The organism is Peribacillus sp. P4_B1, assembly GCF_056402395.1.
The window spans coordinates 1-20,050 of sequence record NZ_JBFUHM010000018.1 but is presented as its reverse complement, the minus strand read 5'-3'; the positions used below and the strand labels follow the sequence as shown (position 1 = coordinate 20,050).

Below are 20,050 nucleotides of genomic sequence, written 5' to 3'. Positions count from 1 at the left end.
AGCCTTGGTCCTTATTATAGGACCAGGATATTTTTATAATGAAAATATCAATCAAGAGGAGGAGATTATGGAACATATCGAATTACTCGGGAAACACGTGATACTAACCCCAATGATGGAGCATCATATCGAACCGCTTTACGCTGCTTCCCTGCCACCTGAAATATGGAAATGGAGCGCAACAAAGATCTTGTCATATGAAGAGGCGATTTCCTATGTAAAGGAAGGCATCCGAGCAAGGGAGCAGGAACTTCATCATCCATTTGTCGTTATCGATCAAACTAATGATACGATAGTTGGCAGCACTAGCTTCAGAAATATTCAATTTCATAATCAGTCCCTGGAAATCGGTTCGACTTGGTATCATCCCGATAAATGGCGGACAGCCATTAACACAGAATGTAAGTACCTGCTATTGCAGCATGCTTTTGAAAAGTGGCACATGACACGGGTTGAATTCAGGACGGACGAATTGAACAAAAGGTCGCGTGCAGCAATAGCCAGGCTCGGTGCCCTTGAAGAAGGCATTTTACGGATGGAGAAAAAACTGCAAGGTGGAAGGATAAGGAATACGGTGGTCTACAGCATTCTCGAGCACGAATGGTCCTGTGTGAAAAAGAACTTGGAAGCTTTTTTGGCAAGGTGAAGAAGGAGAAAAAAAGTGCCGCTTATTTTTGGGACACTCTTTTTCTCTTGCTGTTATTTTTCAGGTGAATCTTTATGACCCGATTCAATTTTAGTTAATGAATCCTTTTGCCTTTTTGTTGATCGAATGAATATGAAAACGTCAATCGCAAATAAAAACATAGTAAAGTAAAAAGAAGATAAATCATATCTCCAACGAACAAGTTCATTCCCTCTAAGCAATGCGACGCGCATTTTTGTCTGTAAAGCTTTTTCGTCAAACTTGGATGATCATTGCTTAGTCTAAACTTTGTGACAATCGAATCATATCCTGACACTGAATCCCATTTTCATAAATGGCCTCGGAATAGTTTCTATTAAAAAAATCGCGATCGACCCCAGTTATTCTAAAACCGCATTTTTGGTAAAGGGCAAGCTGCCCTATCCCCGAATTTCCCGTGCCGATTTCAATCGTTTTATAACCTTGTTCCCTTGCATGGCTTATGGCGTGTTCAATCAATTGCTTTCCGATTCCTCTTCCATGATGCCGTTCATCCACTGCGATGTTCATTATCTCTATCAATTCAGGACCTTTTTGCAGCAAAACATAAACTCCGATGATTCGCTTATCCATCTCGGCAACAAAGCACGTCCCACTTCCCAAGTATGCTTTTACCAATTTCCTTGAAGGATCAGCCAAAAGCAACAAATGCATCGGCGGTGACTCATCCACCAATAATCCCCTTATCTTCATCCCCATACAAACCCTTCTCATTTTAGTTCTTCTAAAAGAAGTTCCATCAATTCTGCTGCCGGAAGTTCCCTGCTCAACTTATACCCTTGCCCTGCCCACAAAGCCATCAATTCAGGATTGTTTTTTTGTCCCGCCGCTTTTCGCATTTGCTGTGTCATGTGATGGACATAAGGATATGCGACGGGTGCAATGCTATCATATTCCCTTAAAAAGTGATTCACCAACCCGCGTGCCCTCCGGCCGCTGAAGGCGCGGGTAACTGAGGTCTGGGTAAAACGGGGATTTCCGAGAGCTGCCTTATGGACGGGACTTGCCCCGCTTTCGGGACAGCGAAGGAAAGCTGTTCCCAATTGTGCGGCTGTCGCTCCCGCTGCAAGCACAGCAGCGATATCCTTTCCATGCATCAGTCCACCCGCTGCAATGATTGGTAACTTCAGTTCATTTTCAATCATCCGTATTAATACTAAAAGACCGTAATCGTCTTCCGTGCCGTTTTCGAAGCTGGCTCGATGCCCTCCTGCCTCAATCCCCTGTACACATAGAACATCCGCACCTGCACCCGCCGCCCTTTTTGCTTCCTGAAGGTTGGTTACTGTCACGACAATAAGGGAACCAACGCTTTGGAGCTCCCTTATTACATCTTCCGCAGGACAACCAAACGTAAAGCTGACGACATCGACCCGAGCCTCTTTTAATGCAGTTAGTTTATTTTCCCAATCATCATCATCACTATCGGCTTTTCCAATCTCAACCCCTACATTCTTGGCCTCCTTTTCAATTTTTTCACGATAGGCAAATAATAAAGTTTCATCCACCACTTCGTTACCTGGAACAAATACATTCACGCCAAATGGGCGCTGGGTCAAGTTACGAGTCTGCCCTATCTCGTCTTTCATCTGTTCTGCACTCTTATAGCCAGCGGCAAGAAATCCCAATCCTCCCGCATTGGATACTGAAGCCGCAAGCCGTGGAGTGGAGGCTCCTCCTGCCATCGGTGCTTGAATGATTGGATATCTCAGTAAATCTTTGAACATTCCACACAACTCCCTTTTGATTTTTACTCATGCCCTTATCATTTTTACGTTTTCTTGATATAATGATTATCTGTAAGAGATAAGTGTCTAAATGATCACCCTTTATATCTTGCAAATATAAAACATAGGTGGTAATTAAAAAATGGAAACAAAACCATATAGAGTATTACTTTATTATTTGTATGTACCTATCGAGAATCACGAAGAATTTGCAGCCGAGCATCTTGCGGCATGTAAAGCACTTGAATTGAAAGGTCGTATTCTGGTCGCCTCAGAAGGTATCAACGGAACTGTTTCAGGTACGATCGAGCAAACCAACCAATATATGGACATGATGAAAAGCGATTCCCGCTTTGCCGATATCGTGTTTAAAATAGATGAAGCTGATGGACATGCTTTCAAAAAAATGCATGTTCGTCCGAAAAATGAACTTGTCACGCTTCGTCTGGAAGATGACATCAACCCGAACCGGACGACAGGCCAATACTTGAGCCCGAAGGAGTTCTTCGAGCAAATGCAAGATGAAAATACTATCGTCCTTGATGCCAGAAATGACTATGAATTTGATTTAGGACATTTCAGGGGTGCAATCAAGCCGGAAATCACAAATTTCCGCGAACTTCCGGATTGGGTCCGTGAAAATAAACAAATGTTCGAAGGCAAAAAAATCCTTACGTATTGCACAGGCGGTATCCGCTGTGAGAAATTCTCAGGCTGGCTTGTCGAAGAAGGCTTTGAGGATGTTAGCCAGCTTCATGGCGGCATCGCAACATACGGGAAGGATCCCGAAGTCCAAGGTGACCTTTGGGATGGACAAATGTATGTATTCGATGAAAGAATTGCCGTACCCATCAACCAAAAGGAACACGTCATTGTCGGACGCGACATTTACTCCGGCGAGCCTTGTGAACGCTATGTCAATTGCGCTAACCCTGAATGCAACAAGAAAATCCTATGCAGTGAAGAGAACGAACACAAACATATGCGCAGCTGCACTCACGAATGCCGAGTGCATCCACGTAACCGCTATGTAGTCGAGCATAACCTTTCTGAAGAAGAAGTATCTGAGAGATTACAGCAAATCGAAGAAACCTTCACGGCAAAATGATTAAGCAAACCCGAATCAGTGGACATGATCCCTATTCGGGTTTTTTTATAGCCTATATCCAATTTTCCGAAGATTAAACTTGTTAACTTTCAAAACTGCCCAAACCGGAAAATTACTTACATTCTTACTTCTATATCAAAATAGAAAAAACCTTCTTTATAAGCAAAAGAAAGAATCAATCCGCTAACTTCTAAAGCTTTTTCATGATTGTCCCTTCATGAAAAAAGCGATTCCTCTTAAAAGGAATCGCTCCTGCATCAATAATTTCAGTTTGCCTCTGCACTCACAACAATTCCGCAAGCTTGTCTATCGCCCGCATCACCAGTTTTCAATGTATCTCCATCAGATCCTTTTTCTCCACTGGCTTCATAACGATCAGGAATATTGGCAAAGTTGTCAGGATTTGCATGAACGATGACAGCCAACTCTTCTTTCTTCAGTTGGTCTATTGTCATGTTATCCAATGTTGCCGTATATTTTGCTGTCCCATCTTCTTTTACATAGAGAGGGGGCATGTCCCCTGCATGATTCGAGTGCGTTTCATCAGTTGGATTGAAGTGTCCTCCCGCTGTAGTGAAAGGGCCTTCCTTAGCACGTGCGTCACATGTTGCGTTTTCGTGAATATGGAATCCATGATAGCCTGGCTCAAGGCCTTCCAAAGTGGTCTCGATCACCACAGCATTCTCTTCCGCGGAAAAGTTTACAGTACCAAGGGTTTTACCTTTTATATCTTTAACTTCTGCTTTCACCTGCGGATCCATCTCTGTATCTGTTCCTTGTCCCACTGTATTCATATCTTCGGCATTTTTGTCGCCCTGATTTGAATCATCCGCTGAATTACATCCATACAGTAAAAAGGCAGCACACATAGGCAGCACAAATTTTTGCTTATAGTTCATGATAAATCCCCTCACTCTCTTATATGTATATTCCTCTTATTATTTACCACTATTATGGAAAAATAAACAGAAAGCGGGATAAATAGGAAAATAGATTATACCAGCGAGCAGAACCTCTTACTAAATTCACAGACAAGGATCTTATATTATAGCTTAATGGGCTCACATATTACAAAGTGATGACACCGAAAGCAATGGCTGCAATCGTCATGATGATGGTTGTCCCAAACGCCCATTTAAACAGGAATTTTTGGTGATCCCCAAAATCCACCCCTACAAGACCAATCAATATGAATGTGGCAGGCACCAATGGCGATAATGGGAATCCTGTGGTTGAATGACCTAATAAAGCCGCCCTTCCGATTTCAACAGGGGCAATACCGAAGTTCGATGCCGTTTCACTGATAATCGGCAGAATGCCAAAGTAATAGGCATCAGGTGAAAAAATGAACCCCATCGGAATGCTCGAAAGCGCTACGACCAGTGGCAAATGTGCCCCAAGCCAATCCGGAATGACGGTTACAATTGAAGCGGCCATCGAGTCCATCATCTTCGTTTCTGTGAATACACCCGTAAATATCCCTGCAGCAAAAATGAGTGTACAGATCATTACGAAACTATTGGCATGACTTAAAATCCTTTCCTGCTGTTCTTGTGGGTTCGGAAAGTTAACCAATAACGCAATAGCAAAAGCGGAGGCAAATAGGATTTGGATTGGCAGCAATTCCATCACCAGCAATACCATCAGTAAAATCGTCAAGAGCCAATTAAACCAAAATAACTTGGATGTTCCTTCAGGTGTGGTTTCAGCGGCTGCAGCCTGTTCACTCATACCAGGTGGCATGGTCCTTCCCATCGACCTGACTCCTAATCTCTCTCTTTCCTTTTTGCCAAGTACATATGCCGAAAAAAGTGTCCATAAAAGCCCGCAAATCATGACTGGAATGAGAGGAATGAATAACTCCGATACTTGAACTTGAAGGCTCGCGGCCGCTCTCACCAAAGGTCCTCCCCAAGGAATCATATTCATGACCCCCGCGCCTAAACCAACGACACAGGCCAATACGAGTCTATTCATTCCTAATTTCATATAAAGCGGCAGCATGGCGGAAACGGTGATCATGAATGTAGAAGAACCATCCCCATCCAAACCTACCAACATGGTTATTATGGCAGTTGCCATGACAACCTTTAGCGGGTCGCCTTTTACAAAACTCAGTATTTTAGCGATCATGGGCTCGAATAAACCAACGTCAATCATTAATCCAAAATATAAAATAGCAAAAACGATCATGACTGCTGTTGGTGTTACCTTTAAAATACCTGCCACCATCATATCCCCCATTTCAGATGCAAACCCGCCAATCACACCAAAAGCAATCGCCGTGAGGATAAAAGCGACGACTACGGATAGACGCTTTGTGATGACTAATACCAAAAACGTTAAAATCATGCTAAATCCTAAAATAGTCAACATGTAAAAAACTCCTTTAATTTGAAAATGAACGCCTTTCATTTTATCTAATTTTTCGGAAAAATCAATATTTTCAAATTATACCATTTGCACATTCATTAAAAAACCAGTTTTTATAAGCAAAAATCAAATTCATTTAATAAATTAGTTAATTTCTGTATACTATTATTTAGGAACCCGAAATTTTTTTCGAAGGAAAGAAGTGTTGCATGTAAAATGAATGCTCATAAAATAGCTAAACGGAATCTTTTCATCATGTGGTTCGCCAACTTCTTCATAGGCGGAAGCATGACAATGGTTCTTCCATTCATATCTTTATACATTGGTACATTCGGGGATTATTCGACCCAATATATCCAGCATTGGTCCGGATGGACATTTGGTATCACCTTTGTGACTGCCTTTTTATTTTCTCCTATTTGGGGACGGATTGGCGACCGGTATGGCAGAAAGAAAATCTTGATTGCCTGTGCCTTTGGGATGGGACTGTCCATTTTCTTGATGGGATTCGTTGAAAATGTTTGGCAGCTTTTCGTCTTAAGGATGTTCACGGGAATATTCACTGGCTTCATTTCCATGTCACAGGCCTTCATATCAACGCAGACTCCGAAAGAGATTGCCGGACGCGTACTGGGAACACTGCAAACTGGAAATATAACTGGTTCACTTTTCGGACCATTGCTTGGCGGCATTCTTGCAGACACACTCGGCTATTCAACCGCCTTTAAATTCACCTCTATCACCATTTTCATCTCTGGACTTCTTGTTTTTGCAACCAAGGAGTATCAAATGGAACGGCAAAAGGGAACAAAGTCGAGCTATACAAGCAAGGAGGTTCTCTCGCATATCATGCGGAACCCGATCCTAGTGAATGTCATGCTCATTTCGACCCTTGTTCAAGTAGCCCACTTCAGCATCCAGCCCATTCTTTCTTTATACGTTGGCGAGCTGCATGGAACTTCCAATCTTGGATTTTATTCAGGTATCGCCTTTTCTGCGGCAGGCCTAGGGAATTTATTGATGGCGCGTCACTGGGGCAAGATAGGTGATCGGCATGGACATGTGAAGATTCTTGTGCTGCTTCTTTTTCTTACTGCCACTGTCTACTTGCCTGGTGCCTTCATCAATCATTTTTGGCAGCTTGTTTTTGTACGTTTCATACTGGGCATGGCAATAGGCGGCATCATCCCTGTAAGGATTGCCTACATTCGCCAAGAAGCGCCGGTCGCAATGCAGGGGGAAGTACTTGGGTACAATACGAGCCTGCGCTTTTTAGGCAATATCATCGGACCTGCAATGGGCGGTATGGTAGCTGGTTTCTATGGATTCTCCGCTGTTTTCATCACGACCAGTACCTTGCTCCTTATCGCTGGCCTGGTCCTCTATTACGCGATGCACCGCAATCCGGAGTTGGCCAGATCACATTAATCAAATTCGGGCGAGAAAACCTGCTTCCAGATGGAAGTCAGGTTTTTATCTGTTTAACGCATATACAGCCGTATTGCCAGATACATCTGAAGCTGGATCTTGTTTCGGTCGGATCCCGATTAAGGCAGTGATGCCGAGATCGACTACTTTATTCAAAAATACGTATCATCAAACATCAGAGTTATTGTGAATGCGGAATCATCGAAGGAAACCAGAAAAGGATTTGAAGCGAGTGCACTTTCAAGCCTATCAGTTAAATAACATGCTTTGTAAAGATAGGTTCCAAAGAAATGAATCAAACTTCCTGAAGGTCATAGCTTTAGGCTAACCACTTTAATATCATCATACCCACCCATAAACTGATAAGTATTTTTTCTGCACTTCAATTTTATGTTAAGATTATTTTAGGCAAATTTTATGAAAGTAAAAGACGCAAAGCCACGGGCCTAAACCAACAACTTAGTTGTCATGGCAGCCGGGCCGCCATGATTTATCTTGATTAAATCGCTTAATCATTTATTTCGTGCCCCTTTTTAATTTGCCTAAAAATTTTAAAAAAGAGGGTTATATATGTTTTTTCCAACCATTTATTCAGCTGCTACGGATGAGAGACACATAGTTAAAGATAAAAATACATGTGCATGCGGCACAAGATATAATGTATTCGCAACGTTGACAAGAAGCGACCTTCGAAAGATCAGGTTCAAGCATTATAAAGAAGTGACATGTCCAAAGTGTAAATCCAGTATCCTTGATAAGGAATAGCCACTTAACACTGCCCTCTACGAAGTAGGTGAAAGGGAAAATATCGTTCCGGTAAGTAAAGCTTCCTTACTTTATGCCTAATCAAGTTAAGGCACAAAACGACATAAAAAAAGATCCTTCAAGGACTTTTATCATTGTCTTAAAAGGTGTACGGTCGGACTATAATTGGCTCGATTGGTATAAACGGTGCAGTTTATCAGCAATCATCAGATTCAATCGTGTTTTCTGCATCTTCTAAAACCATGTCCGGAATGTCATGGATCCGTTCCATTCGGTAACGCAATGCACTGCGGTGTTTGAAAAGTGAAATCGATAGTATTTTTGAATTACCGTTATTGAATAGGTAGACACTTAATGTACCCATCAGATTTGCTCCCCCCTTCGGCATGTGCAGGGTCTTTCAAATTATCCAAGAGCTTGTAAGAGCCCAATTCGTCAAAAATGGCCAAGCTATTTTTTTGGAAATCCAGTTCTGCTGAATTTATAAGCATGCATGCCCTGTTTATAGACCTAATAATAATCCTCCAGCTTAATGGTGGTGCCCATCCCAATATGTAGCGCCAAGGAAAGCTTATTGAAAATAGCTGTCCATTAAGATAATGCTATATCTCCTCCTATACGGGGTGCGAGTTCACTTTCCCTTCCACGGATACCATTATATCATCGCTTTTAGTCATGATGATTTCTTTATTAAGATACAGTTGTTCTTTCATATGATCCCATTCCAAGGCTTTTTCTGCCTGCCTTACAATCAGGTTCAGATGGTTAGGCAGTGACTCGCCCCAATGTAAATCATTTCCGCAGTCTTGAGACACACTACCAACAGAACCGGCAACTGAAACCCACCCGATTTTTCAGTGAAAGGAAAATAGGCATGTAATTCATTCTCCCCCCATTACCGTAATCGTTTACTAAAGTTTTGGGGATCCTATCGAAGGGCTTTGTAAACAAACATAGTTTACCGATCCTTCGTATAGATAAATCGAGGCATCTTCAGCCCTGGTCCCCCCACATGATAGCTCAAGCACTTTTTGCACCAATGCTTCCTTCTTTAGGCATGAATAGTCCTGGAAATATCCATATAGATAGAAAGAAGGTCACATGCTATAATTTAGTGCGTTAACAATGAAAGTAACACACATATATAAAAGAAAGAAGGAGTGTTTCTTTGAATACATCAGCATACAAACAGGAATGGTTCGGTAACGTACGGGGGGATGTTCTTTCCGGAATTGTCGTTGCCTTGGCATTGATTCCAGAGGCGATTGCCTTTTCGATCATTGCTGGTGTTGACCCAATGGTAGGTCTATATGCCTCATTCTGCATTGCCATCGCCATCTCATTTTTCGGCGGAAGGCCGGGAATGATATCGGCTGCCACTGGAGCAATGGCACTCGTAATGGTCGATCTTGTTAAAGATCACGGCTTGAACTATTTACTTGCTGCAACTATATTGACTGGTTTGCTGCAAATTTTACTAGGGGTTTTAAAAATCGGGAAATTAATGAAGTTCATCCCGAAGCCGGTCATGACTGGTTTTGTGAATTCTCTAGCCATCTTGATTTTCACGGCACAGCTTACCCATTTCGTGGGCGAATCATGGATCATGTATCTCATGACAGCCATTTCATTAGCTATCATTTATCTTTTTCCGCTGATCACGAAAGTCATACCTTCACCACTTGTCGCCATCATATTCATGACAATCGTTGCAGTTACCACGGGAGCTACGGTGCGTACGGTTGGGGATATGGGGCAATTGACTGAAGCCCTTCCGATGTTCATGCTTCCAGACATCCCTTTGACCTTCGAAACTTTGGCGATCATTTTCCCTTATTCCATAGCCCTTGCGTTTGTCGGGTTGCTTGAATCATTATTGACCGCTCAAATAGTCGATGAGATGACTGACACGGACAGTAATAAAAATAAGGAAGCCAAAGGCCAAGGAATTTCGAATATCATTGCCGGATGTTTTGGCGGAATGGCAGGATGTGCGATGATCGGCCAATCCGGTATCAACATTAAATCGGGAGGAAGGGGCCGGCTTTCCACTTTTGTAGCTGGCGCATTTCTTATGGTATTAATCGTGGTATTGAATGATGTCCTTGTTAAAATACCGATGGCTGCCCTTGTCGCAGTCATGATCATGGTTTCAATCGGGACCTTTGACTGGTCTTCCCTAAAGCGGCTCACTAAAGCTCCAAAGACGGATGCAGCAGTGATGATCGTGACGGTCCTCATTGTTCTTTATACACATGACTTATCTAAAGGGGTATTTGCTGGAGTGCTCTTGAGCATGATTTTCTTCTCGGCTAAAATTTCTAAAGTGGCTGTTGAGAAAACGGAAGACATCCATGCTAAGAAAATCATTTATCGTATCAGCGGACAAATATTTTTCGCTTCGGTTCAGGACTTTGTTTCTAAGTTCGATTTCAAGGAAAAAGCCGAAACGGTCATCATCGATTTTTCCCATTCTAAAATATGGGATGCTTCTGCAGTCGGTGCTGTTGATACGGTTGTCCTTAAATATCAGTTTCAGGGTACACCTGTCCAGGTGCAAGGCCTGGACGAGGAGAGTTCGTTATTGCTTGAAAAACTCGCCACCTCAGAAAGTAAAATATCTTGAAAAAGTATAATTCTGCTGAATAGAAACTTTTCAAACCGACAAAATAGATAACATGAAATATTTCCTTTTGAAAGGAGCGAAAAGCATGACATCCGATCAGGATTATACAGCAGCGAATCTGTCACCAGATTTATTGAATGAACTGAAAAGCTTTGAAAGCAAACTTGGCGAGGAAGCCAATAAAGAACTGATTGTCATCGCCTATGAAAAAGAAAAGGAAACCTTAAATTAAAAAAAAAGACTCAAACACCTTTAAATGGATGGTTGAGTCTTTTTTTGATGTACAGAAAAGGGGGCCCAAAGTATTGAATGGGCACCCCTTTTCCAATATTATTTACTGAATACGTCCGTTAAAACCGGAACGATTTGTTTTTTACGCGATACAACGCCCTCTAAGACGGCAATGTTATTGTTTAATGAAACGTCATATGCCTTTTCCACTGCATCAGCCGCTTTTCCAAGAGCCAAGGCCACAGAATCATTGGTCAAGATATCCGTTACGACGAATAGGAATAAATCCAATTCCTTCACAGCGATGACCGATTCAATGGCTGCTTCTATTTCAGCTTGCTTAGCAAGAACTTCGTTCGGATCTACAGCATTGACCTGAGCTATCTCAACTTTAGCCATTCCCATGGAGAATTCTTTTGCATCAAGAGTGATTAACTGGGCAATCGTCTTGTCGCTCAAGTCAGCTCCCGCCTTCAACATTTCCAAGCCATATGTTTCAGCGTTTACTCCCGCAATATCAGCCAGTTCCATAGCTGCTGCAACGTCTTGCTCTGTGCATGTCGGGGATTTGAACAATAAAGAATCGGAAATTATGGCAGATAGCATAAGTCCGGCGATCGCTTTAGGGACTTCAATGCCGTTTTCTTTATAGATTTTATTTAAAATCGTTGCCGTACAGCCAACTGGCTCCGCACGGTAATATAAAGGATCGCTTGTTTCAAAGTTAGCGATACGGTGATGGTCGATAACTTCCAACACACGGACTTGGTCAATATCTTCTGCACTTTGCTGGCGTTCGTTGTGGTCGACCAGAATCACGCCATCCGCTTCCCCTGCCACTTTTTCCACAAGGCGGGGAGCTTCGAATTTGAATTGGTCCAACGCATATTGAGTTTCACCATTCACTTCACCCAGACGAACTGGTTCAGCGTTGATACCTAGTTGCTTTTTAAGATCTGCATAAGCGATTGCTGAACAGATTGTGTCTGTATCCGGGTTTTTATGTCCAAAAACTAATACTTTTTCCAAGATTTTAACCCCTTTTTCATAAATATTTTTCCGCGAATCCCCTCATCGCAATAAGGGAGACCCACCTTTACTATACACTTTATTTTAACACAAAATCCCGTAAATTCAGTGCTCGAATTACCCATTCCCCAATAAAATCTTTCATTCTCAATCCCTCTACCTTCACTTTGTCAATAGATAAGGGTTGGTTTTTCTCAAATATATTAGTTGAATTATCATCGTATATGGCTTACGATAATATAAGCAGAAATACTAGATATTGATTACACAAACAATACTAATAACTATATATAGAATATTTTATAATCCAAGGTGCCAGTGATGGCTGAAAAGGGAATCCGGTGTAAACCCGGAACTGTCCCCGCAACTGTAAATGTGACGAAATGAGAAACCACTGTATAGCTCTCTCTATACGGGAAGGACTCAAAGTAGGATGATCATGAGTCAGGAGACCTGCCTTGATTTTTTCATGTTTCTTATTCTTCGGGGATTGAGATGATGAAACGATAGTATAATGGCTATTTTTTCATGGTTCTTTTATTCTATCGTTTGATCCGCTCAATCCATTTGGGCGGTTTTTTTATTTTAGCGGAAGTTTACAAGGAGGATTATTAATGACTCAAACATATAACTCTACCATAAGCGAAAATGACACCGAAACGAATTCAATCCAGCTTGAGATGTTATCAAAGGAATTCGAAGGCCGTCTCGATATGGAAAAGTTCAAAAAGCGTTTTATAAAATGGCTTGATCGCAAAAGTGACTCAACCGATGAACAGGCATCAAAAAAACTGATTCAGCTCGCTCTTGAAAGTGTGGATATAGATGCTCCCGATTGGACGTTCGTTGCTGCAGCAGAACTATTGAATACGATGTATAGGGATGCACAGGCAAATCGAGGTTATGAAGGCATGAGTTATGGCCCATTCTATGAACTGATCACGGAACTCTCGCAACTTTCAGAAGGCCAGCGTTATCCCATTTATAAATCAGAACTGCTAGCTTCTTATACGAAAGCGGAAATTGAGGAATTGGGTTCGGTGATCGACCCGGAAAAGGATAAATTATTTTCTTACATAGGCATTTACTTATTAAACGATCGCTACCTAGCCCGCCCAAAAAAAGACAAGGTCTACGAACTGCCTCAAGAGCGCTTCATGATCATCGCGATGGAAATCATGCGAATGGAAAAAACGGAGCATCGTCTTCAACTAATAAAAGAAGCTTACTGGGCTATGTCCAACCTTTATATGACTGTTGCGACGCCTACTCTATCCAATGCAGGTAAAACGCATGGACAGTTAAGCTCTTGTTTTATCGACGCAATTGAGGATTCCATTGACGGCATCTATCTATCTAACTACGATGCTGCAAAAGTATCAAAATTCGGCGGCGGTGTAGGTCTTTACGTTGGTAAGATTCGTTCGCTTGGTTCTGATATCCGAGGTTTCTCTGGAAACAGTTCCGGCACGACTCCCTGGATCCGGCTATTCAACCAGACAGCTGTCAGTGTCGATCAATTGGGGCAACGTAAAGGTGCCATCGCGATTTACTTGGATGCCTGGCATAAAGATATTATGAGCTTTCTTGATTTGAAGACCCAAAACGGGGATGACAGATTAAAAGCCCATGATATTTTTACAGGTGTATGTATTCCTGATTTGTTCATGGAGGCTGTACGCGACAGAAAAGAATGGTATCTTTTCGATCCGCATACCATCAAACAAACCCTTGGATTCTCACTTGAAGATCTTTATGACGAGAAGAAAGGCGAAGGAAGCTTCAGGAATCATTATGCACTTGCTGTCGAGGCCGCAGAAAACGGTACACTTCCAAACTATAGCTTTGAAAAAATCAATGCGATGGACATCATGAAAAGCATCATGATTTCTCAATTAGAAGAAGGCGTACCATATATGTTCTACCGCGATGAAGTGAACCGGAAGAATCCGAATAAACATAAAGGCATGATTTATTGTTCTAACCTTTGTACGGAGATTGCTCAAAACTTAAGCCCTTCGACGATCACGGATGAATATGAAACAGAAGATGGAGATGTCGTTGTGGTCCGTAAAAGCGGCGATTTCGTTGTCTGCAACCTATCATCCATTAACTTGCCCCGTGCGGTGAGCAGCGATGTTTTGGAGAGGTTAATTCCCATTCAGATCCGGATGCTGGATAACGTCATTGATGTCAATAATCTTCCGGTCAAGCAAGCATCCATCTCGAACAAACGTTACCGGGCAATTGGTCTAGGAACGTTTGGATGGCATCATTTACTTGCCACTCAGAATATTTATTGGGAATCGGATGAGGCTGTTCACTATGCCGATGCTTTATACGAAAAGATCGCTTACTTAACAATCAAAGCATCCAACGAGTTGGCCAAGGAAAAGGGATCATACCCATATTTCGAAGGATCCGATTGGCATACAGGGGAATATTTCGAACTTCGTGACTATACAGATCAAAAATGGATGGATTTAAAAGCAGATGTGCAGGAGCACGGTACCCGTAATGGATATTTAATGGCTATTGCCCCCAATTCATCGACTGCTAAAATCGGTAATTCAACGGATGGAATCGATCCTTTGTATGAAATTGAATTTTACGAGGAAAAGAAAAACTTCAAATTCAAGGTGACCGCACCAGGATTGACGCCAAATACGTATGAATATTATAAAAAGACCCGCTTTAATTTGGACCAACTGGAGAGCATCAGGCAAAATGCAGCCCGCCAACGCCATATTGACCAAGCAATCAGCTTTAATCTGTATGTACACAACACAATCAAAGCGAAGGTCCTATTGGATATCCATTTAACGGCGTGGGAATCCGGGTTGAAATCAACGTATTATGTTCGTTCGACTTCTTCCGAATATGACAATGCCTGCGAAAGCTGTTCTAGTTAACGACGATCAAACCCTTAGTAATCTATTCTTAAAGGAGTTTTCACGAATGACCAATCATATAAAAAAGATCCGGATGCTGGAACCAACGCATCCAACTAAAGCGACCGGTGTTTTCAAAGGAGAAGCTTCAGGCTTTCTCCTTTGGAACGATATTCAGTATGAGAAATTCTATGATACCTATACACAGCTCATCAATAACTTTTGGAAGCCTTCAAGCGTGAACATGATTCAGGATAAAAAGCAGTGGGGAGAATTGGACGAAGATATCCAGGACGCTTTTCTTGATATCCTTACGATGATTGCTGGAATGGACAGTCTACAAACGCCTACTTTAGTAGAAATCCTTCGGTATATAAAGGATCCTGCGGCAAAAGCTATCCTGGCAAACATGGCCCAGCAGGAATCCATCCATAATGAATCCTATTCCTATATCCTTGCTTCCCTGATACCGGTAGGCAAGCAAAAACAGCTTTTCGACCGCATTAAAGAACATCCGGAAGTGATTAAGCGTAATCAACCGATCGTGGATGCCTATCAAAAGTTTGTGGACGATCCAAGCCCTCAGCATTTATTCGAGGCACTGATCCATTCAACGAACCTCGAAGGGATTTATTTCTATCTGGCTTTCGCCTTCTATTATAATTTAGGACGCCAGAACCTTATGACCGGCTCGGCGACGATGATATCCTATATCCATCGCGATGAAATGGTCCATTTCGATTTCATTGGAATGCTCGTTCAAATCTTGATGTATGAATATCCAGAGTTAAATAATGAAGAAAACACGAAATTCATCTATAAAACGATTGAAAAAGCCGTCGAACTCGAAAAGGAATGGTCTGAGTATATGCTTGAAGATATCCAAACCAAAGCCGACCTCGATTTGGAAGAGTTCAATGAATACATCGAATATATCGCCAACAAACGGCTTCGCATGCTAGGCCTTGAAAACTTGTATAAAGAGTATAGTGAAAACCCGATGCCTTGGATCAAAACGTTCGATGATGAATCCATCGGCCTTACCAAAACCGATTTCTTCGAACAGAAGTCAAGGACCTACAGTCAAGTAAATGCCAGCAATGGATTCGATGAGCTATAAAGTTGCCATTGTCTATCATTCTGCCGGAGGAAATACAAAAGCTCTTGCTGAAGCCATCGCTTCCCTATTACCTGGAGCTGGACTATATCAACTGCATGAATTCGATTTAGGTACATTGCCCGATTACGATGCATTGATCGTCGGTACCTATACATGGGGAAATGGGGAGCTTCCTGCCAAATCAGCAGCCCTTTACAAAGAACTGGAACAGTTGCCTATTGCTCATCTGAAAACGGGAGTCTTCGGCACTGGTGAAACCAACTATAATCATTTTTGTGGAGCGGTCGATCATTTCCGGGACATGTTATTCGCCAAAAGCCAGTTATTGGTGACATTGAAGATAGAACAGATGTATCAAGAATCAGACTTGCCCAGACTTCAAAAGTTCGCCTCGCTATTCCAGAACTGACTAAAAGGTGATATGCGTTTTCGCATATCACCTTTTAGTATTTTTTTAAAAATTTGTCTCCCTATATCATAGCAGCGGTAAGCATGAAGTATAATGGAATAAAAAGGGGATAATATCCAATGACTGAAAATTTAACCCAGTTCCTGCCTATCCTGTTTATGCTAGTGCTTGTCGTATTCGTTATATTCATCGTTTTTTACCTGGCAGGGCATTTTAATCGTTCTAAACGGATCGAGGAAAAATTGGACAAAGCATTAAGGGAAATGGCCGAAAAAAAAGAAGAATAAACGTGGTTTCCCTTACAGGGGAAAATAAAAAGACTCCAGTATCGGAGTCTTTTTTTATATGTGTTCAATTATTTTTGAACGTTAGCTGCTTGTGGTCCACGAGCGCCTTGCTCGATTTCGAAAGAAACTTCTTGGCCTTCTTCAAGAGTTTTGAAGCCTTCGCCTTGGATAGCTGAGAAATGTACGAATACATCGTCTTGGCCTTCAACTTCGATGAAACCGAAACCTTTTTCTGCGTTAAACCATTTTACTTTACCTTGTACCATGATAGTTCCTCCTGTGTTTGGAAAAATCCATTTTATTACTATTTTTGGTTCTGGATAATGTTTCAAGAGGAATCCTATAACAGTAAATCCTTCTATCAAACTTATTCCGAACAAAAATAATTACTCATATTATATCATGGAAAATCCAAAAAAAACAAGATTATCGCAGTAATTCCACCGACAAATTATCCTAAAATTCTACATTTTCCGCTTCTTGCTTTGACGGAAACCTTCGTCCAATAAGTAGCGCTCCGCCTCTACTGGACTCTCGAAACACTCCTCAAGATTCGAGCCTGAATACACGTTCCAAAGCTGATCTTCCCTTTCAAGTGAAAGCTCTTGCTTTTCACGGCCAATCCATGTTCCTTCCAACCTAGCGAACTCGTTTTCCTCTTCTTCGATTTCAACAGGAGGTTCAGAAAGATAATCCATGCTTTTTTGAATCAATTCTTTTAATTCCGCTTCATTATAGTCACGTATATTGATAAATCCTTTACGGTCAGTATCTTTTTTTCTCATATGCCCAGCGTAAACGAATCCATTTCCATTGGGATGCAAATGCTGAACGACTATCTTTTTCTCCTGGACACTTTCTGGGTAATGGAAATTCACACGCCCCAATGAAACGTCTTTTCGCTGTAATTCCGGAAAAGTTTCAATGATGCTCAATTTTTCTTCAAATGTTAACAAATTTCTTCCTCATTTCATTAGTTCATATTGTTTGTCGATTATAACACAGACTGATAAGAAACAATAATCTCCCTCTTCCTTTATAATGTAATGAAAGGAAGTGATATGATTTGATCATGAAAATTCGGGACTTGGATTCCGATTTTGGCCAGCAGCTTTTTAAACTTCAAAAAAAATCCTATACGGTGGAAGCGGATTTGATCGGCTTTGCCGATATCCCTCCTTTATTGGAAACATATGAACAATTCATTCATTGTAATGAATCGTTCATATGCTTTTTAGAAGGTGATGCCTTAGCTGGAGCGATATCCTATACAATAGAAAATAGACTAATGCGGATTTGCAGAATGATCGTCCATCCCGCTTATTTTCGTCAGGGTATTGCGGATGCCCTTTTGAATGACCTTCAATTACAAGGCGGCTGGGAAAAGATATCCGTTTCGACCGGTAAAATGAACCTGCCTGCACGGAAGCTATATGAAAAAAACGGCTTTACCCATAAAGAAGACATAGAAGCCGCACCTAATCTTTTCATAAGCATATTTGAGAAACAGCATTCATTTTATGTACGTCACGACAAAAAGCATCATGAATGAGATGACGATGATCACAGCAACCCATAGCCAGGCCAATGTCATATTCCCGGAGTCCATGGCGACATATATCGCGGTTGGTATGGTTTGTGTCTGTCCGGGGATGTTTCCGGCAAACATTAGTGTCGCCCCGAATTCCCCCAATGCACGTGCAGAACTCAATATGGCTCCTGTGACGATGGATCTGACTGCCAATGGAAGGGATACAAAAAGGAACAATCTCCACTCGCCCGCCCCGTCAACTCTTGCTGCATTTTCGATTTCTTCATCAATACCTTCAAAGCCTGTTTTAGCGGATTGGTACATAAGCGGAAAAGCTACCACGGTGGATGCAATAACCGCCGCCCACCAAGTGAACATTAAGGGCTGATCAAAAACCCTTTCGATAAATTGGCCTGGTATTCCATTCTTCCCAAAAATCACAATCAATAAAAAACCTACGACAGAAGGTGGCAAAACGAGCGGCAATAAAAATGCTGTTTCCAACAGGACTCTTCCCCTGAATTGCTTTTTAGCCATCATTCGCGCCAGGATAATCCCTAAAATGAAAACAAGGATACCCGCTAGTCCCGCCACCTGTATCGATAGCCTGACAGGTGACCAAAAATCCCCTGTCATGGTATTATCCGCACATCCATGTAAAATATCAGCCTATGCAGGTCCTTGATCGGCCATATTACCGAATCGTTTTTTTTTTCATTAAAGGCAGATTGCATTTCATTTTCTCCCTTTCCTTTTGAAATAACTATTAAGTTTATTTTTCTTGACATCTTGCTGACACATAGGAACGTTAAAGTAAGAGTATCACAAATATAAAAATAATTTCATCCAATAAACTTTTAATTTTGAAGGAGTCGATTTTAAATGGTAACAATTTATACTACTCCAAGCAGTTTAGCCTGTCGTAAAGCAAAAGCTTGGCTTAAGAAAAACGAAATTTCCTACAATGAACGCAACCTWTATTCCCAACCTCTTTCYATTGAAGAAATAAAAGAGATTTTACGTAAAACGGAAGGCGGWACAGATGAAATCATCTCAACCCGTTCCAAAAAATTCAAAAGCCTGAATATCGATATAAATAGTACACCACTTAATGATCTTTGCAAGCTTATTCAAGATAACCCGGATTTACTTCGCCGTCCGATCATTTTCGACTATAAGAACTTGCATGCTGGATATAACGAAGAAGAAATGGGACGTTTCCTTCCAAGGCAGGTCCGTCATGTACAGTTATGGCATGCAATCAGCCAATTGGCTTAATCAGTTAGCATGTACAAGTGCCATAAAAAGGGTTGTCCGATAATGGACAACCCTTTTTTATATCTGATCCGCTTTCTCTATAACGAACGTGAAGGTGGCGCCTCTTTCATTGCTTTCCTTACGCACAAGATCTCACTTTTGCGCTTTTGCTAGCATCTTRCTGAAYGGCAGTCCYARACCTAAACMRCGTAYCTTMWRCTTTTTGTYTTCACCYCGATARAAYGGTTCGAACACATACTGTTGTTCAKGTACAGGAATTAAAATAAYTTTYAAGTTTATTTTTCTTRACATATTGCTGACACAAAGAAACGTTAAAGTATGAGTATAACAAATACACAAAAATAATTTCATTCCATAAACATTAACACTTTGAAGGAGTCGATTTTATATGGTAACAATTTATACTACTCCAAGCAGYTTAGCCTGTCGTAAAGCAAAAGCTTGGCTTAAGAAAAACGAAATTTCCTACAATGAACGCAACCTTTATTCCCAACCTCTTTCCATTGAAGAAATAAAAGAGATTTTACGTAAAACGGAAGGCGGAACAGATGAAATCATCTCA

22 protein-coding genes and 2 riboswitches are annotated in these 20,050 nt (G+C 41.5%); of the genes, 12 read left to right on the top strand and 10 right to left on the bottom strand.

The annotated features are described in order from the left end of the window. Positions 1–67 precede the first annotated feature (67 nt). Positions 68–646 (top strand): GNAT family N-acetyltransferase, encoded by a 579-nt coding sequence (locus AC1DVK_RS12420; protein ID WP_289320883.1) that lies wholly within the window; start codon positions 68–70, stop codon positions 644–646. A 276-nt stretch (positions 647–922) separates the two neighbouring features. On the opposite strand, the gene AC1DVK_RS12415 is transcribed toward AC1DVK_RS12420, so the two are convergent. Next, on the bottom strand, positions 923–1,378 hold the full coding sequence (locus tag AC1DVK_RS12415) for a GNAT family N-acetyltransferase (protein WP_089363786.1): 456 nt from the start codon (positions 1,376–1,378) through the stop codon (positions 923–925). A gap of 17 nt (positions 1,379–1,395) precedes the next feature. Then, entirely contained in the window at positions 1,396–2,412 is a 1,017-nt protein-coding gene (locus AC1DVK_RS12410) for a nitronate monooxygenase (RefSeq protein ID WP_477626580.1), read from the bottom strand. A 142-nt stretch (positions 2,413–2,554) separates the two neighbouring features. On the opposite strand from AC1DVK_RS12410, the gene trhO reads away from it, so the two are divergent. Beyond that, complete coding sequence (gene trhO / locus AC1DVK_RS12405; RefSeq protein WP_061461940.1) at positions 2,555–3,520, top strand: oxygen-dependent tRNA uridine(34) hydroxylase TrhO; 966 nt, start codon at positions 2,555–2,557, stop codon at positions 3,518–3,520. A 266-nt stretch (positions 3,521–3,786) separates the two neighbouring features. Here trhO and AC1DVK_RS12400 read toward each other — a convergent pair whose 3' ends face one another. Together AC1DVK_RS12400 and AC1DVK_RS12395 are read right to left on the bottom strand one after the other, a co-directional pair. Continuing rightward, on the bottom strand, positions 3,787–4,419 hold the full coding sequence (locus AC1DVK_RS12400) for a superoxide dismutase family protein (protein ID WP_061461939.1): 633 nt from the start codon (positions 4,417–4,419) through the stop codon (positions 3,787–3,789). Between the two features lie 169 nt (positions 4,420–4,588). Beyond that, positions 4,589–5,896, bottom strand: a complete 1,308-nt coding sequence (locus tag AC1DVK_RS12395; RefSeq protein WP_477626579.1) for a CitMHS family transporter — start codon at positions 5,894–5,896, stop codon at positions 4,589–4,591. 213 nt (positions 5,897–6,109) lie between these two features. On the opposite strand from AC1DVK_RS12395, the gene AC1DVK_RS12390 reads away from it, so the two are divergent. Continuing rightward, a complete protein-coding gene (locus tag AC1DVK_RS12390) occupies positions 6,110–7,321 on the top strand; it encodes an MFS transporter (RefSeq protein WP_089363747.1) in 1,212 nt (403 codons plus the stop codon). A 397-nt stretch (positions 7,322–7,718) separates the two neighbouring features. Further along, positions 7,719–7,809: riboswitch (cyclic di-GMP riboswitch) on the top strand. Positions 7,810–8,282: 473 nt separating this feature from the next. Here AC1DVK_RS12390 and AC1DVK_RS12385 read toward each other — a convergent pair. Then, positions 8,283–8,450: a helix-turn-helix domain-containing protein gene (locus AC1DVK_RS12385; RefSeq protein ID WP_410861990.1), complete on the bottom strand. Its 168-nt coding sequence runs from the start codon at positions 8,448–8,450 to the stop codon at positions 8,283–8,285. 250 nt (positions 8,451–8,700) lie between these two features. Continuing rightward, complete coding sequence (locus AC1DVK_RS12380; RefSeq protein ID WP_477626578.1) at positions 8,701–8,901, bottom strand: hypothetical protein; 201 nt, start codon at positions 8,899–8,901, stop codon at positions 8,701–8,703. 353 nt (positions 8,902–9,254) lie between these two features. Here AC1DVK_RS12380 and AC1DVK_RS12375 point away from each other — a divergent pair, with 353 nt between their 5' ends. Together AC1DVK_RS12375 and AC1DVK_RS12370 are read left to right on the top strand one after the other, a co-directional pair. Then, positions 9,255–10,712 (top strand): SulP family inorganic anion transporter, encoded by a 1,458-nt coding sequence (locus tag AC1DVK_RS12375; RefSeq protein ID WP_089363744.1) that lies wholly within the window; start codon positions 9,255–9,257, stop codon positions 10,710–10,712. Positions 10,713–10,797: 85 nt separating this feature from the next. Then, complete coding sequence (locus AC1DVK_RS12370) at positions 10,798–10,944, top strand: hypothetical protein (protein WP_155727240.1); 147 nt, start codon at positions 10,798–10,800, stop codon at positions 10,942–10,944. Between the two features lie 98 nt (positions 10,945–11,042). Here AC1DVK_RS12370 and AC1DVK_RS12365 read toward each other — a convergent pair whose 3' ends face one another. Continuing rightward, positions 11,043–11,972, bottom strand: a complete 930-nt coding sequence (locus AC1DVK_RS12365) for a manganese-dependent inorganic pyrophosphatase (RefSeq protein ID WP_061461933.1) — start codon at positions 11,970–11,972, stop codon at positions 11,043–11,045. Positions 11,973–12,265: 293 nt separating this feature from the next. Further along, positions 12,266–12,447, top strand: a riboswitch (cobalamin riboswitch). Positions 12,448–12,586: 139 nt separating this feature from the next. Between AC1DVK_RS12365 and AC1DVK_RS12360 the strand changes: the two genes are divergently transcribed. From AC1DVK_RS12360 to AC1DVK_RS12345, 4 genes are all read left to right on the top strand, one after another. Further along, positions 12,587–14,884 carry a ribonucleoside-diphosphate reductase subunit alpha gene (locus tag AC1DVK_RS12360; RefSeq protein WP_089363743.1) on the top strand — a complete coding sequence of 766 codons (2,298 nt, stop codon included), beginning with the start codon at positions 12,587–12,589 and terminating at the stop codon, positions 14,882–14,884. A 46-nt stretch (positions 14,885–14,930) separates the two neighbouring features. Beyond that, on the top strand, positions 14,931–15,983 hold the full coding sequence (locus tag AC1DVK_RS12355; RefSeq protein ID WP_061461932.1) for a ribonucleotide-diphosphate reductase subunit beta: 1,053 nt from the start codon (positions 14,931–14,933) through the stop codon (positions 15,981–15,983). Continuing rightward, positions 15,973–16,392 carry a flavodoxin domain-containing protein gene (locus AC1DVK_RS12350; RefSeq protein WP_061465985.1) on the top strand — a complete coding sequence of 140 codons (420 nt, stop codon included), beginning with the start codon at positions 15,973–15,975 and terminating at the stop codon, positions 16,390–16,392. Before AC1DVK_RS12355 ends, AC1DVK_RS12350 begins: the two co-directional genes overlap by 11 nt. A 119-nt stretch (positions 16,393–16,511) precedes the next feature. Next, on the top strand, positions 16,512–16,679 hold the full coding sequence (locus tag AC1DVK_RS12345; protein WP_477626577.1) for a hypothetical protein: 168 nt from the start codon (positions 16,512–16,514) through the stop codon (positions 16,677–16,679). Between the two features lie 68 nt (positions 16,680–16,747). On the opposite strand, the gene AC1DVK_RS12340 is transcribed toward AC1DVK_RS12345, so the two are convergent. Further along, positions 16,748–16,945, bottom strand: a complete 198-nt coding sequence (locus AC1DVK_RS12340; RefSeq protein ID WP_028393295.1) for a cold-shock protein — start codon at positions 16,943–16,945, stop codon at positions 16,748–16,750. A gap of 198 nt (positions 16,946–17,143) precedes the next feature. Continuing rightward, on the bottom strand, positions 17,144–17,635 hold the full coding sequence (locus AC1DVK_RS12335; RefSeq protein ID WP_089363742.1) for a hypothetical protein: 492 nt from the start codon (positions 17,633–17,635) through the stop codon (positions 17,144–17,146). A 116-nt stretch (positions 17,636–17,751) separates the two neighbouring features. Between AC1DVK_RS12335 and AC1DVK_RS12330 the strand changes: the two genes are divergently transcribed. Beyond that, on the top strand, positions 17,752–18,231 hold the full coding sequence (locus tag AC1DVK_RS12330; protein ID WP_250211813.1) for a GNAT family N-acetyltransferase: 480 nt from the start codon (positions 17,752–17,754) through the stop codon (positions 18,229–18,231). Here AC1DVK_RS12330 and modB read toward each other — a convergent pair. Further along, positions 18,193–18,846 (bottom strand): molybdate ABC transporter permease subunit, encoded by a 654-nt coding sequence (modB, locus tag AC1DVK_RS12325; protein ID WP_089363741.1) that lies wholly within the window; start codon positions 18,844–18,846, stop codon positions 18,193–18,195. The two genes, AC1DVK_RS12330 and modB, sit on opposite strands and share 39 nt — an antisense overlap. Before the next feature lie 246 nt (positions 18,847–19,092). On the opposite strand from modB, the gene spx reads away from it, so the two are divergent. Further along, positions 19,093–19,488 carry a transcriptional regulator Spx gene (gene spx, locus AC1DVK_RS12320; protein ID WP_284471583.1) on the top strand — a complete coding sequence of 132 codons (396 nt, stop codon included), beginning with the start codon at positions 19,093–19,095 and terminating at the stop codon, positions 19,486–19,488. A 388-nt stretch (positions 19,489–19,876) separates the two neighbouring features. Then, the coding region (locus AC1DVK_RS12315) for a glutaredoxin domain-containing protein (protein ID WP_477626613.1) at positions 19,877–20,050 on the top strand (174 nt) is incomplete at its 3' end.

Bases quoted from the DNA above. Each gene is read 5' to 3' on its own strand.
- AC1DVK_RS12410 (WP_477626580.1), bottom strand. From the start codon at position 2,412: ATGTTCAAAGATTTACTGAGATATCCAATCATTCAAGCACCGATGGCA.
- trhO (WP_061461940.1), top strand. From the start codon at position 2,555: ATGGAAACAAAACCATATAGAGTATTACTTTATTATTTGTATGTACCT.
- AC1DVK_RS12400 (WP_061461939.1), bottom strand. From the start codon at position 4,419: ATGAACTATAAGCAAAAATTTGTGCTGCCTATGTGTGCTGCCTTTTTA.
- AC1DVK_RS12415 (WP_089363786.1), bottom strand. From the start codon at position 1,378: ATGAAGATAAGGGGATTATTGGTGGATGAGTCACCGCCGATGCATTTG.
- AC1DVK_RS12395 (WP_477626579.1), bottom strand. From the start codon at position 5,896: ATGTTGACTATTTTAGGATTTAGCATGATTTTAACGTTTTTGGTATTA.
- AC1DVK_RS12420 (WP_289320883.1), top strand. From the start codon at position 68: ATGGAACATATCGAATTACTCGGGAAACACGTGATACTAACCCCAATG.
- AC1DVK_RS12330 (WP_250211813.1), top strand. From the start codon at position 17,752: ATGAAAATTCGGGACTTGGATTCCGATTTTGGCCAGCAGCTTTTTAAA.
- AC1DVK_RS12390 (WP_089363747.1), top strand. From the start codon at position 6,110: ATGAATGCTCATAAAATAGCTAAACGGAATCTTTTCATCATGTGGTTC.
- modB (WP_089363741.1), bottom strand. From the start codon at position 18,846: ATGACAGGGGATTTTTGGTCACCTGTCAGGCTATCGATACAGGTGGCG.
- AC1DVK_RS12370 (WP_155727240.1), top strand. From the start codon at position 10,798: ATGACATCCGATCAGGATTATACAGCAGCGAATCTGTCACCAGATTTA.
- AC1DVK_RS12360 (WP_089363743.1), top strand. From the start codon at position 12,587: ATGACTCAAACATATAACTCTACCATAAGCGAAAATGACACCGAAACG.
- AC1DVK_RS12385 (WP_410861990.1), bottom strand. From the start codon at position 8,450: ATGGGTACATTAAGTGTCTACCTATTCAATAACGGTAATTCAAAAATA.
- AC1DVK_RS12345 (WP_477626577.1), top strand. From the start codon at position 16,512: ATGACTGAAAATTTAACCCAGTTCCTGCCTATCCTGTTTATGCTAGTG.
- AC1DVK_RS12340 (WP_028393295.1), bottom strand. From the start codon at position 16,945: ATGGTACAAGGTAAAGTAAAATGGTTTAACGCAGAAAAAGGTTTCGGT.
- AC1DVK_RS12350 (WP_061465985.1), top strand. From the start codon at position 15,973: ATGAGCTATAAAGTTGCCATTGTCTATCATTCTGCCGGAGGAAATACA.
- AC1DVK_RS12355 (WP_061461932.1), top strand. From the start codon at position 14,931: ATGACCAATCATATAAAAAAGATCCGGATGCTGGAACCAACGCATCCA.